Below are 17,226 nucleotides of genomic sequence, written 5' to 3'. Positions count from 1 at the left end.
GTCGAACTCAGGTTATTTATAAAATCACTATATTTTTATAATTCAAATATTTATTTCCAATTGAAACTCGGGCTTTAAGTGACTTTCAATAGGTAGAAAACATCAGCTCATCTCTAAAAACGATGAGCAAAAATGAGCCGCTTTTCATCTACATGAGAAAAGAGGTAAATATTTTTATACATCTTTATGAAAAATAAATATTTTATTAAAAATCTTAGAGCAAATTATTGTTGCTGGGCCAAGAGCAATGGAATCTGATGACCCTGACTGTAATTATGCTTCTGATAGGCCTGAGCAATTTCTGGTAGCTTGAGTTTAGCCGCCTCGATGCCAGCGTCCATGGTCAATTCCCTGCCACGCACATCAAAAATATGACCTTTTTCGCGTAAGTCTGGCTGAATTACCACATCGGCGTATTGTAGCTCCTCAGAAGCTAAACGTTGCTGCATGATATTAATATTCTGGTTGAATAGGCCCCAGACATTGGTGGTTTCAGTATGGATTGGCTGCGCCAAAATATCGACAGCAATCACAATATCAGCGCCCAACTCACGAGCTACTTTAACTGGCACCGGACTGACCAGCCCTCCATCCACATATTCTTTTTTCTGGATGACAGTCGGAATAAACATGCTTGGAATAGAAACGGATGCACGTACTGCCTGACCGGTATTACCATAATTGAAGACTACCCGCTTGCCCTCTTTCAAGGCTGTGGCTACCACAAACATCGGGATTTTCATGGCTTGCAAAGGCGTTTGATCCACTTGCAAATTCACATAATTTTCGACTTTTTTGCCATCAAAAAAACCTTTAGGGTCCAGCTTGATGTCGCGGACGTCAGTCGCTTTCATGCTTAACGCAATATTACGCAGTTCAATCGCCGGTTTACCACTGGCATAAATGGAGCCGACAATACTGCCGGCACTGGTTCCCACAATAAAGTCTGGTTGTATGCCTGCCTGTTCCAATACTTCAATTGCACCGATATGCGCATAGCCACGCGCACCGCCACTGCCAAGAACCAGTGCAATCACCGGACGGTTTTCTGTTTGCTTGATCTTGCGGAAATTGATCTGGTTTGGACGTGCTTGGGCTTCTGCTACTGAACTGGCAGATTTAATATGATTAGAGTTAGATGGATTAAAACCGGATGTCGTTTGGCAGCCGCTCAGACCTACCATTGTCATCGCCAATATACTCAGTACATATTTCTGCATGCAGAGCACGTCCTCATTTTGTTAAAGCAGCATAGTGTATAAACACATGCTTAAATAATCTGTAGAATTTCGTAAAACTGTCATACAGTTGCATTAATATCTTTCAATTTTCAGCCACTGTATGAATACATCATCACTGTACCGGATCTTTCTCACTTTCCTGCAACTGGGCTGTATGGCATTCGGTGGACCGGCGGCGCATCTGGTGTTTTTTCACCGTAAATTTGTCGACCAGTTACAGTGGTTAAATGCGACACAATATGGCCAGCTGGTTGCATTAGCACAGCTTTTGCCCGGCCCCAGCAGCAGTCAGGTGGGCCTCTCAATCGGCTATCTGCAAAGAGGTTATGCTGGGGCATTCGTGGCTTGGCTTGGGTTTACTCTGCCTTCAACGCTTCTGATGAGCTTGATCGCAGTACTCGGTCAGCACTATTTCCATATTCTAAACTCAAACAGCTTTCATAGCATTCAATTGATCGTTTTTTCTGTAATCGTCTGGGCATTCTGGCAAATGCTTAACAGTTTCTGCAAGAGCATCTGGCAGTATGTACTGGTCTTGATTTCAGTCCTGATCCTGAGCTTCATTAGTATCAGTTTGAATCAGCTATTAGTCATTATTTTAGGGGCAGTTTTTGGCCTTGTAATGGCAAAATTTTCTAATTCTCCTCAGGAAAATAAGCCTGCTTCAAATTCATCTATCATTCACTCAAGCTATATTCAGCCACGTCATTCACCTTACTGGTTCATCGCATTTATACTGCCCTTTTTCCTGATTCCTATACTAGTCAAATCTGGTTCTTGGCCTGAACTCGCGTTTTTTGCTGATTTTTATCAAACTGGCTCATTGGTCTTTGGTGGCGGACATGTCATTCTGCCTTTGCTGCATCAGGACTTTGTTGCGACCAATTTGCTTTCGTCACAATCTTTCGATCTAGGTTATGCATTTGCTCAATTGATGCCGGGTCCATTATTTAGTTTTGCCAGCTATGTCGGTGCCCTGTTGCCTTGGACAGGTTCAGCCTGGATTAATGCACTTTTAGCAACCTGCGCCATTTTCCTGCCTTCATTTTTTCTGATTTTTGCTACTTTGCCTTATTGGTCATGGTTAATGCAGCAACGTATTATTTTTCAGGCAGTGAGCGGGATTAATGCGGCAGTCGTCGGACTGCTTTTATATTTGCTGATTGATCTCTCTCAGGCATATTTTCGTTCCTGGTCTGATCTGGTTTTTGTCATCGTAATGATTTTACTGTTACGCTCGAAATTACCAGTCTGGTTCAGCCTGATTGCTGGCTTTATCCTATATTAAAGCTATCTGAATTTTATGTCATTCTAACTATTAAACCCATAAAAAAGCCCCGAACCAGTCGGGGCTTTTTCTCAAGTCTTACCAGATATCTGATTTAACTTTATCTTTAAATTTCGGATGATCATCGAGTTTAAACTCTGGTTGCTCGATGCCACGTTTCAGCTGACCGGTATAGTCCTTGAGCAGCATCAAAATAAATGGCATCAGCAGCACAATCGCAATCAGGTTGATACTAGCCATGACACCCATGAACAGATCCGCCATATTCCAAATCAACGGCACACTGGCAATCGAGCCGAAATACACCATAAACAATACCAGCAATCGGAAAGTAAACATGACCTTACTGTTATTATTGATGAACTGAATATTTCCTTCTGCATAGGCATAGTTACCAATAATAGAAGAATAGGCGAACAGGAATAAGATCAAGGCCAGGAAGTCATCACCCCAAGCACCAATCTGGCTTTCAAGCGCCATCTGGGTCAAGGTTACACCTTCAAAACCGGCATTTTCATATAGGCCAGAGACTAAAATAATGATAGCGGTACATGAACATACGACGAAGGTATCTACAAATACGCCAAGCATTTGAACCAGACCCTGATTCACCGGATGTTTCACGTCAGAGGCAGCTGCCGCATTCGGTGCTGAACCCATCCCCGCTTCGTTCGAGAATAAACCGCGCTTAATCCCCATCATCATGGCCATCGAGATCATGGCACCGAAGAAACCGCCAGCCGCTGCTTCAAACTCAAATGCTTTGCTAAAGATCAGCTGGAAAATAGACGGCAACATATCGTAATTGATGACGGCGATATATAAAGCAACAGCTAGGTAAAGAACTGCCATGAAAGGCACTACCCCTTCAGCAACTTTGGCAATCCGCTTGATCCCGCCGAAAATAATCATGGCCGTAATCAAGACCAAGACCAGACCAATCCAGGAAATTTCCAGATCGAAGCCGCCTAATGGCAACATCAGATTGGCTTCATTCCAGCCCCAGGCATGTGAGGTTGCAGCAGTAATCGCATTGGCCTGTACGGCATTAAACACAAAACCGTAGGTCGTAATCAGCGCAATCGCAAATACAATTCCCAGCCATTTTTGCTTAAGACCCTGAGTAATGTAATACGCTGGTCCACCGCGGAATTGCTGGTTCTTGTTATCCCGAACTTTAAATAACTGGGCTAATGACGATTCTACAAAAGCAGAACTCATTCCCAGAAATGCAGTAAACCACATCCAGAACACAGCACCTGGACCACCGACAGCAATCGCAATGGCGACACCAGCGACATTACCCACACCAACCCGGCTAGCCAGACCTGTAACAAAAGCCTGAAACGGCGTAATACCATGATCGTCTTCGACCTTGCCACGACTACGTTTCATGACTTTCATACTGTGCAAGAACAAACGGATTTGTACGGCACCGGTCATGATCGTATACAAAATACCGACTGCGACCAGGAATACCACTAAAAAGTCCCAGAGTGGACCATTTAAGGCATTGACCCAGCCCAGTAAGGTTTCATTTAGCTGATCATTCATGTCATATCCTTATGAGCTTATGACTCATTATCAAGCCTAAAATTAGACGAAAAATTTCAAGATCATCTGGATGATCGTGGCATTAATCAAGTCAACGAAGAAAGCACCACATAATGGAACGATCAGGAAGGCTTTATGCGAAGCGCCATACATATTGGTAATCGCCTGCATATTGGCGACAGCCGTTGGGGTTGCACCCATCCCGAAACCACAGTGACCTGCGGCAAGTACTGCGGCATCGTAGTTTTTGCCCATCACCCGGAAAGTCACAAATGCTGCATATAAAGCCATGGTCAAGGTCTGTGCACCGAGAATCACCATCAATGGTCCTGCCAGATCCGCCAGTTGCCATAGTTTTAATGACAGCAGTGCCATGGCCAGATAAAGTGACAATGAAGCATTACCAAACACATCAATCGCACGGTCGAAAATCTGGATTTTCAGGATGCCTTCCAGCACGTTACGCAGAATCACGCCGCCTGCCAGTGCCCATACAAATGTTGGCAGTTCAAATACTGTATCTTTACTGAAGCCAGTCATCAGCTCCGCAAATGCCAGACAGCCTGCAAACAAACCAAGCGTGGTAATGGCATTATCGGCGGTGATCAGACGAACACGATGTGGATATTCAAATTGCACATATTCATCTGTCGTGCTGTCCATTGGCGTGTTGTCACGTTTTTCGATTTGCTGATCGGTACGGGCCACAGCAAGATTATGACGGTTAATCAACAGTTTCGCCAAAGGCCCACCGATAATTCCACCAATAATCAGACCAAAGGTCGCACTTGCCATACCGAGTGCCAAAGCCCCCTGAATACCGTGCTCAACTTCAAGAATTTCACCCCAGGCGCCAGCAGTACCATGTCCACCAGTCAGCGTAATCGAGCCGGCAATCAGACCAATCAGAGGATCAATACCTAACAAGCTTGCTAGTCCCATACCAACCGCATTTTGTAGTGCAATAAATGTCGAGATGGCAACCAGGAAGATCACCAGTCCGATCCCACCTTCACGCAATTTGGCGAAGTTCGCACTCAGACCGATCGAGGCAAAGAAAATCAGCATAAAACTGGTTTGCAGTTCCGCGCTCGTGGTAATGCTATAGCCCCAGAACGAATGAACCAGCAGAGAGATAACCGCTGCAACCAGACCACCTGCAACAGGTTCAGGAATGTTGTAACGTTTTAGAAAATCGATTTTATCCACCAAAAACCGACCCAGTAATAGAACAATTACTGCAGCGATCAGGGTATAAAATGCGTTAAAAGTAAAATCCATAATTTTTTTGTCCAAGATGGTCCTGAATTTTCGTCATTCTAAAAGTCGTGTTGCGATTCATTTTTACAGAAGAAAACCTTACATAACCCCATGTAATTGTCATCTTTTTCATTCATCTATCGCCTTTAGAATCAACAAAGCATTCCGCATCTGTTTCAAACTTATGAATATCATCGTGATGATCATATTCAGTGAGAGATTTATAAAAGCGAAAAACGGCCTTTTGCTGATTGCATAAGCTACGCCAGATGCGTAAATTCATCTCAGCGTGCAACTTATAGCGATAACATCCAACCTATATTTTTTACTTCTCAACCAGCATGAATTGCTACATGAGTGCTTTTAACCTAACTGAGTTCATCAAGTCATTTGCAATAAGATATTTCAAATAGAGCTTGACCATGCAATCTTCATTATTTCCTCAAAATGCATGTATTCAACTGAAAAGTCGCACATTATGCTGTTTCTTTGTATAAAGTTTTATTGTTTTTTATTAACTATAGTTAGCAAATATATAAAAAATAAGTATAACTTATTATTTTTTATAGTTTACTACCCCTAAATTCTAATCGAAATAAAATATTAATTGAATCTAAAAACGGATATTTAATTTTATTTTTAAGATTGAATTTTAATCATTCTATTTTGCTCTTAACTTTCTGTATAGTTACAGCCATCGATGTTAATTGCTCAAGATATCAGCATCTAAAGTATTGGTTTCATTTTTATAGGCAGTTTTGTTTAAGCATTCAATAAATTTCTTAGGCTATTTATATAGCTCCTATATCTCCTAAATACATTCTCATTCATGTGATTTCTATTAATCATCCCAATTCACTGTGAAACTAAAATTACCCCCTGCCCGACAAGGTTTGTTTGGTTTATAGTCATTTCACCATCATTAAGGATATGAGATTGGAAATTAAAATGGATCAAAACCTCGTTCATGCTGTAGATCAAACCATTACTTCCCGTCATTCAGTTCGTGCTTTTCTAGATACGCCGGTCAGTACCGACATGCTCAAAGACATTTTGACTGTGGCTAGCCGCGCCCCTTCAGGAACCAATACCCAGCCATGGAAAGTATATGTGCTAACCGGAAAAAAGCGCGATGAGCTGGTGCAGCGTGTCTGTCAGGCGCAAATGGAGCTTTATCAAAATCCGGTACTAGCCGCACAATATAAAGAAACCTTTGCCTATTATCCCGAGCAATGGTTCTCTCCTTATATCGACCGACGCCGTGAAAATGGCTGGGGCTTATATGGTTTGCTGAATATCCAGAAAGGCGAAAAAGAGAAAATGGCACGCCAGAACCTGCGTAATTTTGAATTATTTGATGCACCAGTGGGGCTATTCTTTACCTTACATAAAGATTTAGGCGTAGGTTCAAAAATGGATATTTCCATGATGATTCAAAACGTGATGCTGGCTGCCAAGGCGCGTGGTCTGGATACCTGTCCGCAGGCTGCCTGGAATCATTTTCATAGCATCGTGCTGGATGTACTGGGCACAGGTGATGATGAAGAGCTGGTCTGTGGCATGTCACTAGGCTATGCAGATCCAGACCATATCGTAAATACCTTTATCACCCCACGTGTCCCGGTAGAGGAATTTGCCGTTTTTGTAGAAGAATAAAATTAGATAAGCCATGATTCAAGCATCAACTTTGAGCTGCTTGGATCATCTGACAGAGATATAGAGTTCTTGCAGCTCCTTATCTCTGCTTAACTCTAGGCAGTTCTAATTTCAATACAGATCTAAAGGCTATAACCACAAAGATCGCCATTACCAAGGCCATATTGAATAAAGCATCCCACAGCATAAAGTTCAGTAAAACTCCGCCCAACAAACCGCAGGCAAATTGCATACTGCCCATAATCGCACTGGCTGTTCCGGCACGAGCACCCTGCTCTGCCATAGCCAGCGCCATCGCATTCGGTCCCACAAAACCAATTGAGGCTACAACGACAAATAAGGCCGCCATAACCAGGATAACAGATTCAATATTCAGATAGCCTAAAACCAGTAAAGCCAAGACACCGATTCCCTGTAAAGAAGCGCCTAGTTTTAAACGACTTAAGACTGAAAGATATTGAGCCAGATGCTTATTCAGAGTCGAAAACAGCATGATTCCCACAGCATTCCCCCCGAAAGCATAAGCAAACTGCTGTTCAGTGAGATGATAATGATCCATCAGAATAGCTGAAGAAGCGCTGATATAGCAGAACATCACCGCCCCAGAAAAACAACCCACTAGCATTGGTCGTCTGAAACTCTCATCCTGAAAAATGGTTCGGTATAAACTCAATACCTGCTGCAAATTCAGTTTAAGGCGGCGTTCCGGAGGTAAGGTTTCCTGAAAGAAAAAATGCACACAGACTAGGCTAAACAAGCCACAGCCCATCAGCACCAAGAAAATAATATTCCACTCAAAAAACATCAGTACCCATGCGCCGAGACTTGGCGCAATAATCGGTGCAATGGTCGTTACAATCATCATGCTGGCAAAGGCCTGTGCAGCCGCCTGCATATCCAGCCGATCACGAATGGTTGCTCGGGCAATCACGACACCTACACATCCCCCTAAGGCTTGTAATACCCGTGCTGCAATCAGGCTCCATTCATTCTGTGCAAACATACACAACAGACTTGCTAGAATATACAGACTCAATCCAAAATAAAGCGGTGGCTTACGTCCAATCCGGTCACTGATCGGGCCATATAGCAACTGCCCAACCGCCAATCCAAGGAAATAAGCTGGCAGACTATTGGAAACCATCTGGGTGCTGACACCAAAATCCGCTGCCATTTCGGGTAAGGCAGAGAGATACATATCAATAGATAAAGGACCAAGTGCAGTCAGTGAAGCCAGCAAAATAATCCAAGACATGGCATAAGGCCGTGGTGCTGTCGTATTGGAGTTCATGTAATTAAAGATTTTAATGCGTAGTAGGCAGACAAATTAACATAGCGCATAGTATGATTTACATGGAAATTAAAAGTTATAAATATACTTTTTCTCATATGTATATTCAGCTTTGCAGCAAAGACTGCAAGAGAAAGGATCACCGTTGAAATCTTGGCTCAATCGTCTTAAACACGCGACTTATAATACGACCCTGATGTATAACCTGCGTATGCTGATCGCTTTTGCAGGCACTGCCTTTGTTCCCTATTTCATAGGACAGCAGTTAATGACTATTCCACTCACCCTTGGGGTGGTGGCCGCAGGTTTAAGTGATATTGATGACCGCTTTTCCGTGCGTATCCTGAATCTGTTCTATACCTATTTAGGCTTCTTCATTACCGCAGTCGCAGTCTATCTGTTATTTCCTTATCCGCTGCTGTTTGCTTCTGCCCTCATTGTTTCTTGTATTGTCCTGATTCTGCTCGGCTCGCTTGGTCGACGTTATGCCACGATTTCCTATGGCTGTCTGGTGATTTCTGTCTATTCCATGCTGGGGGTTGAACTATTTGATGGATGGTATCAGCAGGCAAGCTTGCTGCTGATTGGTGCGGTCTGGTATGGCTTTTTGTCGACATTGAGCTTCCTGCTATTTCCAGCGCGACGTGCACAGGACAATCTAGCTAAGTGTTATGCCTCTTTGGGTGATTTCCTCTATGCCAAATCGAATCTGTTCGATGTCGATATGACGGCAAAAAGTTATCAGCAAAGTATGATCGAGCTGTCACTGGAAAATGGCAAACTGATTTCAATTTTTAATGAAATGAAGACTGTCCTTTTGACCCGTCTGAAAGGTGACCGTGGTCAGAAAGATACCCGTCGTAGCCTGCAATACTATTTTGTGGCACAAGATATTCACGAGCGTGCCGATTCTGCGCATATTGATTATCAGAAACTGGCCAAAATTTTTGAACACAGCGACATTTTGTTCCGTTTTCAGCGCATCCTGTCGATTCAGGGCAAAGCCTGTAAAGACCTGAGTGAAAGCATTCAGCAACGCAAAACCTATAAACATAATAAACGCTTCAAACATGCCTTTGAAAACCTGAGATTGTCCCTAGAAAAATTGCGTACAGAACAGCAGTATGATCAGGTCTGGATCAATGCCCTATTTGCCTTATTCCAGAACCTGAAATCCATTGATGCGCAGTTACGCAATCTGGAAACTGAACGTAATATCAAATTTGATCGTACTAAACATATTGAAAACCAGCTCAAAGATGACGACCTGAAAGGCTGGGAAGATATCAAGATTCGGGTCAAACAGCATCTGACACCTGAATCGGTGTTGTTCCGTCATGCCATCCGCCTATCGATTGTGCTGCTAATCAGCTATATCTTTGTCCAGCTGACCGATATTCAGTATGGTTACTGGATTCTGCTTACAGCACTATTCGTCAGCCAGCCTAATTTTAATGCTACCAAGCGTCGCTTACGTTTACGTATCGTTGGAACATTGGCAGGTATTCTTTTAGGTTATGCCATTCTGTACTTCATTCCTTCCGTTGAAGGGCAATTATTACTGCTAATTTTGAGTGGGATTCTGTTCTTTGAATTACGCAGTAAACAGTATGCACAGGCCACTGCCTTTATTACCATTCTGGCCCTGATCAACTTTAATCTGGACGGCATGGGTTTTACTGCAGCTATCCCCCGTATGATTGATACTCTGATTGGCTGTGCGATTGCCTGGTTTGGCGTGAGCTTTATCTTCCCGGATTGGAAATTTCGTCGCTTGCCACGAAGCATTAGCCGTAGCCTGCAGGCAGAATGTGACTACTTGAGTGAAGTGATTGAACAGTATAAGTCTGGACGAAATAATGGTCTGACCTACCGCGTGGTACGCCGTGCAGCCCATAATACCGATGCTGAAGTTGCTTCCCTGATCTCGACTTTGGCCACCGAACCTGATTTCGACCCTGTGCAAAAATCACAGGCTTTTGAGTTCCTATGCCTGAATCATACTTTTATCAGTTATATTGCCGCGCTGGGTGCGCATCGTGAAAAAATTCAGGATCAGGATGTACTGGACTTACTGGACCAAGCCCTAGAAAATATTCGTGGTGCCCTGCTCTATGATGAGGTCCCTGACCTAAGCACCCAGAATATGATCCAGAATATCCGTCAGCGTCTGTCACAACAGCAGGAAGAAGACCAGAAACCACTGATCATTTTGCAACAACTGTCTTTAATGTTTAGTATCTTGAAGCAATTGAGTCAGTTAAAGCAGAGTTTGAGTCATGAACGTGACGAACAGGCTACTGAATTGGCTTCATTATAATTTGGCTGATTTTGGAACAATATACTCACTGAATTAGCATAATTAATGCTAAACTTTTTACAGCTTTAAATCTGTTAATTTCATTATGACCGCGAAAAATTTATACGCTTATACCCTACAGCCTGTGAACTATGAAATTTCAGAAGCTGAGCAGCGTCATGCTCAGCTAATGATCTGGCGTAGTACCAATAAAATTGGTATGAAAGCTTGGCTGATCATGGGTGCTATTGTTACCTTGTCTATTCTGGGAATTATCCTGATCAAGAACTACTCAACAGTTATCTGCTGGGTGGCGATTGTCTGTGTAGTACTGTATTACCTGATCCGTACTTTTGGTCTGGAATGGTATGTTAAACGCAAGATGAATGAATTTCCGGTACAGGAAATTAAAGGTATCCGTCTTGGCGTACAGCCACATGGTATCGTGATGCGCCAGAAAATGGGCATGCAGGAAGGTGTGGGTGCTATTGGCTGGAAAGACATCTATGAATGGTATAACACGCCGGAATTCATGCTGATCAATTTTAAAGTCAAAGGTCAGCAAGGTGCTTATATCCTGCCTAAACGTTTAGACAGTAAAAACTTCTCTTTCGCGACCATTCGCAAGCATCTGCAAGAAGAAGTGGGCGCGCCAAAAGAAATCTAAGACACATCCCGGTTTTGAAAGACCTCCTGTTTCGACATGGAGGTTTTTTTATGTCTATCTTTTATCCGACTCATCGACACAAATGATAATGAGAATAAATATTATCATCATAATCTATAATTTGTTCTAATTCTTCAGTTATAATTTGCCTACTTTTACACATACCACCATAAATCTGACCATCATGTTTAAAAAGACATTTTTCCAACTCCACTGGTTTCTGGGGATTACTGCAGGTTTGATTCTCTCGATTATGGGAGTCACGGGTGCTATTTATTCTTATGAGCCGCAAATCCTAAAATGGATGAATAGCGACAGTTATACTGTACAGGTTCAAGAGCGAGACAAGCTTAGCCCTGCCCAACTGTATCAACATTTCCAGACCCAAAACCCTGAAATGAAAATCAACAGTATTACCGTGGCACAGGATCCAAGTGCATCCAGTACGGTCAATATTGTAAAAGAGGGAGCACGTCGTGGTTATAACATGATGGTCAACCCCTACACGGCTGAAGTATTGCCTGAAATTAAAGGTCGTGAATTCTTCCAGTTTGTACAGCAACTACATCGTAATTTGACTGTAGGACCCGTCGGTAAACAGATTACCGGTGCCTGTGCCCTGATGCTGATTTTCTTTGTCTTGTCGGGTCTTTACCTACGCTGGCCAAAACGCCATTCAGTGAAGCAGTGGCTAGCTGTGAAGCCGCAACTGAAAGGTCGTAACTTTATCTGGGATCTGCACGCGGTTGTTGGAACCTGGGTCGTGATTTTTTACCTGATCCTGGCGTGTACCGGACTGTACTGGTCTTATGACTGGTGGCGCAATGGTATGTTCAAGGTGCTGGGTGTAGAACGTCCACAACCTGAAATGCAGCAAGGTCAAGGCGGCCGTGGTGGTGAAGAACAAGGTCGTAGTGCTGGCGAATCACGTGGTGAAGGTCAACGTGGTTCTCGTGGTGAAGGTGCAGGCGAACGCGGTCCACAAAGCGAAGGTCAGCGCGAAAATCGCGGTGAAGGTCGTGAGAAAGATGTTGATGATACCGTTTTACTTACTGCATTGAACAAGAGCTGGGCAGGTTTCCAGAATGAATTCAATGACAAATATTCAACAGTTACTTTTAATATTCCTAAAAAAGCCGATGGTGAATTAAAACTCAGCTTTACCGATGTTGAAGTTCAGCATGAGCGTGCCCGTAATAATGCTACTTATAACTATCAGGATGCAGCTTTTACATCGGTAGAAATGTATGAAGACAAAAAGCTGAATGAAAAGATCATGAGCAGTATGCTACCGGTGCACCGTGGCAGCTTCTTTGGTCCGATTTATCAGTTCTTTGCCATGGTCGCGTCACTGCTCATGCCACTTTTCTTTATAACCGGCTGGATGCTCTATCTGAAACGTCGCAAGCAGAAAAAACTTACTCTGGCTGCACGCCAAGGCACAACTGCCCTGCCTTTGGATCCAAATGCTAAGCCTTGGCTGATTACGTATGCCTCACAAACCGGTGTTTCTGAACAGCTGGCATGGCGCACGGCCACTGCCTTACAGGAAGCACGTCAACCTGTCAGCGTTAAAGCAGTACAACAGTTAAGCCTTGCAGACCTGCAACAGGCAGAACAGGTTTTATTTGTAGCCAGTACTTATGGCACAGGTGAAGCGCCTGACCTGGCTTCATCTTTCGAAAAGAAAATTCTGTCTGCCAAAGCAGATCTCAGCCATCTCAATTATGCAGTTTTGGCTCTAGGCTCCCAGGAATATCCTGATACCTATTGCAGCTTTGGTCATCGGATCGACCAGTGGTTACAGCAGAATGGTGCCAAGCAGCTCTTCAAGACCATCGAAGTGGATAATGCCAATAATGAGCATATCCAGCAATGGACCAATGCCCTTGCCCATGTGACCCAGTTTGAATTGCAGGATATGGGTATCGATAAAACCTTCGATCAATGGACTTTGAGCAAACGTGAATTGCTGAATCCAGATAGTCTGGGTGCGCCTGCGTTCAATATTGAACTGGTTCCACAGCATGAAGCTGTCTGGCAAGCAGGTGATATTGCCGAAATCCAACCAGGAAACAGCCCTGAACGTATCCGCGCATTTATGGAGAAATACCGTATTGCCGCGGGTACACAGGTGCCTTCTCTGAAGCAAAGTATCGAACAGGCACTTTGGGATCGTGACCTGACTCAGGTTGATCCTTTTGATTCAGTAGATGAGCTATTACAGCAATTGCCGGCTCTGGCTACACGTGAATATTCAATCGCCAGTATTCCAAGTCAGCAAGTGTTACGTCTGGTCGTACGTCAGCAATCTGATGCGCAAGGTCAGTTAGGTTTAGGCTCAGGCTGGTTAACACAGCATACTGCCCTAAATTCACCGATTGCCCTGCGTATTCGCAAGAATGAATCTTTCCATCTGATTGCTGATAACCGCCCGATTATTTGTATTGGTAATGGTACGGGGATCGCAGGTTTGATGAGCTTGCTGAGTGTGCGTAACCGTCAGGACTATACTCAGAACTGGCTCATTTTTGGTGAACGTCAGCGTGCCCATGATTTCTTCTTTGAAGAAATCATTCAGGCCTGGCTGCAAATGGGTACATTAAAACGACTGGATCTTGCTTTCTCTCGTGACCAGCAGGAAAAAGTTTATGTGCATCATAAATTGCGTGAGCAAGCTGAAGAATTGAAACTCTGGGTCGCTCAAGGTGCCGTGATTTATGTATGTGGTAGCATTAATGGCATGGCCAGCGATGTCGATCAGGCTCTGATTGAAATTCTCGGTGAAAGCACAGTAGATCAATTACGTCTGGATGGTCGTTATCGTCGTGATGTATATTAAGATCAGCTGATCTACAAAAGACCGGGCTTCATGCCCGGTTTTTTATTAATAAGATAGAAGAAGAGATAAGAAGATAAATAAAAATATGAGTATCCGAATATCCAGCCCACTTAAACGAAATCTCAGCCTGATCTTTGGTTTGATCCTTGGCATAAACAGCCTCTGGTTAATGAGTCACGGACAAAGACATTTCGGTGTTCTTTTGCCAATTTTCATTAGCATAGCATTGGTTCTGTATGTTTTACTCTTTTCAAACATTCAACGCTGGAAACAGCATTCCAGATTTAGAACCTGGTTCTGGAACAGCCTCTGGGCCGGATTTTTGCTCTGGATGATCAGTGTCGTGGTTTTCTTCGCTTATATCCAGATGTCTATTCATACAAACGAATCTACACAGCCTCCTGCCGCTATTCTGGTTTTAGGCAGCGGGATTTCGAATGGACAGCCGTCACTCATCTTAAAAAGCCGTCTGGATACTGCAGCAAAATATGCAGCACACTATCCAGATGCTTTAATGATCATGACAGGTGGGCGTAATTATCGAGAAAGGCAAAGTGAAGCTGAGGTCATGCAGCACTATATCAATACTAATTATCCGGAACTCATCAACCCCATTCAACTTGAAGATCGAAGCAGAAGTACTGCTCAAAACATGATGTATTCTCAAGTGATATTAGAACAATACAATATAAGTCAAAATGATCCGATTGCGATTGCAACCAGTGATTTTCATAGCCCCCGTGCTCGTGCCATTGCCAGACACCAAGGTTATCAGCAAGTGATTAGTTTGAGTGCCAACACTCCTCTTTATCTGCGCTATAACTCCTGGTTAAGAGAATATTTTGCCTTTTTGAGTGGTTGGCTGCTCAATGAATATTCACTATTTAAATAAGTGACTTAAACACTAAGTTAATTTAAACGGATATGCCTTGGTGAAGGGATCGCTGGATTTTTGAATAGTTCAGGTTTCTGTACATAGACCTGATATAGGTAATTTTTAAGATCCAGCAAAAGTTTTTCAGGCGCAACCAGAATATTCTGCCCTTCTGGTGTTAGATCCAGTGACACGATAGTACTTTCCTGACGTAAGAAAGGAATGACCTTTTCAACAAAATCTTTGAGGGTAATTTCCTGAATCTGGTAATTGGCCCAGTTATCTTTAATGAGTAGTCTGGCCAGACCTTTGCTTTGCCAGGTCGCGAAAGCACGCTGTCCTGTCGGCGTGGCACACAAAGCCCAACCCTCTTGGTAAAGTGCAAAAATGCCACCTTGGGTAACAATAGCTTCAATAAAATTTTTATAAACTTGTAGCGGATCGTAGGCGGTATTTTGCGATTTGATCGCTGCCTTGCGCTGATATGGATTTCTCATAGTCTGAAATCTTCAAATTATTATAGACTTCGAATTCTATGAAATATTCAGGATTTAGGCAAGAAAGATATGGTGGGCGCTGACGGGATCGAACCGCCGACATTCTGCTTGTAAGGCAGACGCTCTACCAACTGAGCTAAGCGCCCTGAGGAATAAAAACAACACTGTTGTTTTTATGACGCAAGAAAGAAAATCTTGCTTGAAACACATTTTCCACATCAGGGAATGAAAAATGGCGCAGCGGACGGGACTCGAACCCGCGACCCCCGGCGTGACAGGCCGGTATTCTAACCAACTGAACTACCGCTGCATCGCGTATATCTTTAGAAGATATGGTGGGCGCTGACGGGATCGAACCGCCGACATTCTGCTTGTAAGGCAGACGCTCTACCAACTGAGCTAAGCGCCCTTAAAGGGTCAAACTGTTTGATTCTTAGGATGGCGCAGCGGACGGGACTCGAACCCGCGACCCCCGGCGTGACAGGCCGGTATTCTAACCAACTGAACTACCGCTGCATCACAAAAAATCTGGTGGGCGCTGACGGGATCGAACCGCCGACATTCTGCTTGTAAGGCAGACGCTCTACCAACTGAGCTAAGCGCCCTCAAAAGGTCTATCATGTAAATGGCGCAGCGGACGGGACTCGAACCCGCGACCCCCGGCGTGACAGGCCGGTATTCTAACCAACTGAACTACCGCTGCACTTACATAATATCGCTATTGTGGCAAACGAATATCAAGAACTTAAGTGGCGCAGCGGACGGGACTCGAACCCGCGACCCCCGGCGTGACAGGCCGGTATTCTAACCAACTGAACTACCGCTGCACTAAAGTGTCTTAACGTTAAAGAGCTTGGTGGGCGCTGACGGGATCGAACCGCCGACATTCTGCTTGTAAGGCAGACGCTCTACCAACTGAGCTAAGCGCCCTTTCAAATCGACTTCATCGCTTGATGAGGTGCATTATAGAGAATCCTGACAGACTGTCAAACGCTTTTCTGACTGTTTTTGGTTTTTTGCGTTTGAGTGATTAAAAAATAGGTTATTCGCTATAAAAACAAACAATTTCGATAACTTATTTACTATTTTGTGTAAAAACCCAAAAAACACAGTTTCATTTTTAGACAGAATTTACCATGGTTTTTGAACTGTTGGCAAAGACTGATATTTTTTACTCCATTTCCTTAATCTGGGTTTTAAGCTTTTACCGGCTTTGTTTCTTTATTTATAAATCAGGATCTGTTTTAGTTTCTGTCGTATTCAAACGGTGCTCTGAAATAAACACCAATGCATCTTCAGAAATCAGTTCAAATAATTCAACCACATCTTCATTACGCATCCGGATGCAGCCATGGGACATGGGAATGCCCATCGGTTCTGTATCCGGGGTGCCATGAATATAGATATAACGCTGAAAGGTGTCACATCCCTTACCCCGATTAAAATTTTCTTCTAAACCAGTTAGCCAGAGAATGCGCGATAAAATCCAGTCGCGTTCAGGAAACTTCTCAGCCAATGCTGCATCATAGACCTCACCGGTTTGCTGCCTTGCTTTAAACACTGCATTTAGGGGGGCAGCATGTCCGAATTTAAGCGCTACTTTATGCCAGCCGCGAGGCGTCTTGCCGGAATTTTCCTGCTCGCCGATCCCGTTCTTACCTGTAGAGATAACATAAAACTTGTTATGCTTCGGCAAGGTCAAGCTTTGCTCGGCTAAATCAATCCAGATATCTGCCTGTTCTAAAGAATATGCCATA

Annotated in this window: 12 protein-coding genes and 8 tRNA genes; 6 read left to right on the top strand and 14 right to left on the bottom strand. The window is 43.7% G+C overall.

The window, feature by feature from the left end:
* Window positions 1–224: 224 nt before the first annotated feature.
* A complete protein-coding gene (locus B3143_RS13100; RefSeq protein ID WP_034701728.1) occupies window positions 225–1,220 on the bottom strand; it encodes a patatin-like phospholipase family protein in 996 nt (331 codons plus the stop codon).
* Window positions 1,221–1,341: 121 nt separating this feature from the next.
* Between B3143_RS13100 and chrA the strand changes: the two genes are divergently transcribed.
* Window positions 1,342–2,529, top strand: coding sequence for a chromate efflux transporter (gene chrA / locus B3143_RS13095; protein ID WP_104425858.1), 1,188 nt, complete (start codon window positions 1,342–1,344; stop codon window positions 2,527–2,529).
* Between the two features lie 78 nt (window positions 2,530–2,607).
* On the opposite strand, the gene B3143_RS13090 is transcribed toward chrA, so the two are convergent.
* The gene (locus tag B3143_RS13090) at window positions 2,608–4,083 is read right to left on the bottom strand and encodes an alanine/glycine:cation symporter family protein (protein ID WP_034701735.1); all 1,476 of its coding nucleotides are present in this window, start codon (window positions 4,081–4,083) and stop codon (window positions 2,608–2,610) included.
* A 42-nt stretch (window positions 4,084–4,125) separates the two neighbouring features.
* Entirely contained in the window at window positions 4,126–5,364 is a 1,239-nt protein-coding gene (gene gltS / locus B3143_RS13085; protein ID WP_034701739.1) for a sodium/glutamate symporter, read from the bottom strand.
* Between the two features lie 927 nt (window positions 5,365–6,291).
* On the opposite strand from gltS, the gene B3143_RS13080 reads away from it, so the two are divergent.
* On the top strand, window positions 6,292–6,999 hold the full coding sequence (locus B3143_RS13080) for a nitroreductase (protein WP_034705665.1): 708 nt from the start codon (window positions 6,292–6,294) through the stop codon (window positions 6,997–6,999).
* Between the two features lie 79 nt (window positions 7,000–7,078).
* On the opposite strand, the gene B3143_RS13075 is transcribed toward B3143_RS13080, so the two are convergent.
* Entirely contained in the window at window positions 7,079–8,290 is a 1,212-nt protein-coding gene (locus B3143_RS13075) for a multidrug effflux MFS transporter (RefSeq protein WP_034705661.1), read from the bottom strand.
* A 145-nt stretch (window positions 8,291–8,435) separates the two neighbouring features.
* On the opposite strand from B3143_RS13075, the gene yccS reads away from it, so the two are divergent.
* The 4 genes from yccS to B3143_RS13055 all read left to right on the top strand — a co-directional run bounded on the left by yccS (window position 8,436) and on the right by B3143_RS13055 (window position 14,990).
* Entirely contained in the window at window positions 8,436–10,610 is a 2,175-nt protein-coding gene (yccS, locus tag B3143_RS13070; RefSeq protein WP_034705659.1) for a YccS family putative transporter, read from the top strand.
* A gap of 85 nt (window positions 10,611–10,695) precedes the next feature.
* A complete protein-coding gene (locus tag B3143_RS13065) occupies window positions 10,696–11,256 on the top strand; it encodes a YcxB family protein (RefSeq protein WP_034705657.1) in 561 nt (186 codons plus the stop codon).
* 184 nt (window positions 11,257–11,440) lie between these two features.
* Entirely contained in the window at window positions 11,441–14,098 is a 2,658-nt protein-coding gene (locus B3143_RS13060) for a PepSY domain-containing protein (RefSeq protein WP_034705655.1), read from the top strand.
* 97 nt (window positions 14,099–14,195) lie between these two features.
* On the top strand, window positions 14,196–14,990 hold the full coding sequence (locus B3143_RS13055) for a YdcF family protein (RefSeq protein WP_104426977.1): 795 nt from the start codon (window positions 14,196–14,198) through the stop codon (window positions 14,988–14,990).
* Between the two features lie 17 nt (window positions 14,991–15,007).
* On the opposite strand, the gene B3143_RS13050 is transcribed toward B3143_RS13055, so the two are convergent.
* The 10 genes from B3143_RS13050 to elsL all read right to left on the bottom strand — a co-directional run bounded on the left by B3143_RS13050 (window position 15,008) and on the right by elsL (window position 17,225).
* On the bottom strand, window positions 15,008–15,469 hold the full coding sequence (locus B3143_RS13050) for a DUF2750 domain-containing protein (protein WP_005236987.1): 462 nt from the start codon (window positions 15,467–15,469) through the stop codon (window positions 15,008–15,010).
* 70 nt (window positions 15,470–15,539) lie between these two features.
* Window positions 15,540–15,615: transfer RNA gene (locus B3143_RS13045), tRNA-Val, on the bottom strand.
* 87 nt (window positions 15,616–15,702) lie between these two features.
* Window positions 15,703–15,779, bottom strand: a tRNA-Asp gene (locus tag B3143_RS13040).
* 23 nt (window positions 15,780–15,802) lie between these two features.
* Window positions 15,803–15,878 (bottom strand) — tRNA-Val (locus B3143_RS13035).
* 30 nt (window positions 15,879–15,908) lie between these two features.
* Window positions 15,909–15,985 (bottom strand) — tRNA-Asp (locus B3143_RS13030).
* A gap of 13 nt (window positions 15,986–15,998) precedes the next feature.
* A tRNA-Val gene (locus B3143_RS13025) sits at window positions 15,999–16,074 on the bottom strand.
* A 21-nt stretch (window positions 16,075–16,095) separates the two neighbouring features.
* Window positions 16,096–16,172 (bottom strand) — tRNA-Asp (locus B3143_RS13020).
* Between the two features lie 47 nt (window positions 16,173–16,219).
* Window positions 16,220–16,296 (bottom strand) — tRNA-Asp (locus tag B3143_RS13015).
* Window positions 16,297–16,323: 27 nt separating this feature from the next.
* Window positions 16,324–16,399: transfer RNA gene (locus B3143_RS13010), tRNA-Val, on the bottom strand.
* 295 nt (window positions 16,400–16,694) lie between these two features.
* Entirely contained in the window at window positions 16,695–17,225 is a 531-nt protein-coding gene (gene elsL, locus B3143_RS13005; RefSeq protein WP_286740863.1) for a cell wall-recycling L,D-carboxypeptidase ElsL, read from the bottom strand.
* Between the last annotated feature and the right edge of the window lies 1 nt (window position 17,226).

Source organism: Acinetobacter sp. UBA1496 (genome assembly GCF_002324975.1).
GTDB classification, from domain to species: Bacteria; Pseudomonadota; Gammaproteobacteria; order Pseudomonadales; family Moraxellaceae; genus Acinetobacter; species Acinetobacter variabilis.
The sequence above is the reverse complement of the archived record's forward strand: the minus strand, read 5'-3'. Positions and strand labels throughout refer to the sequence as shown.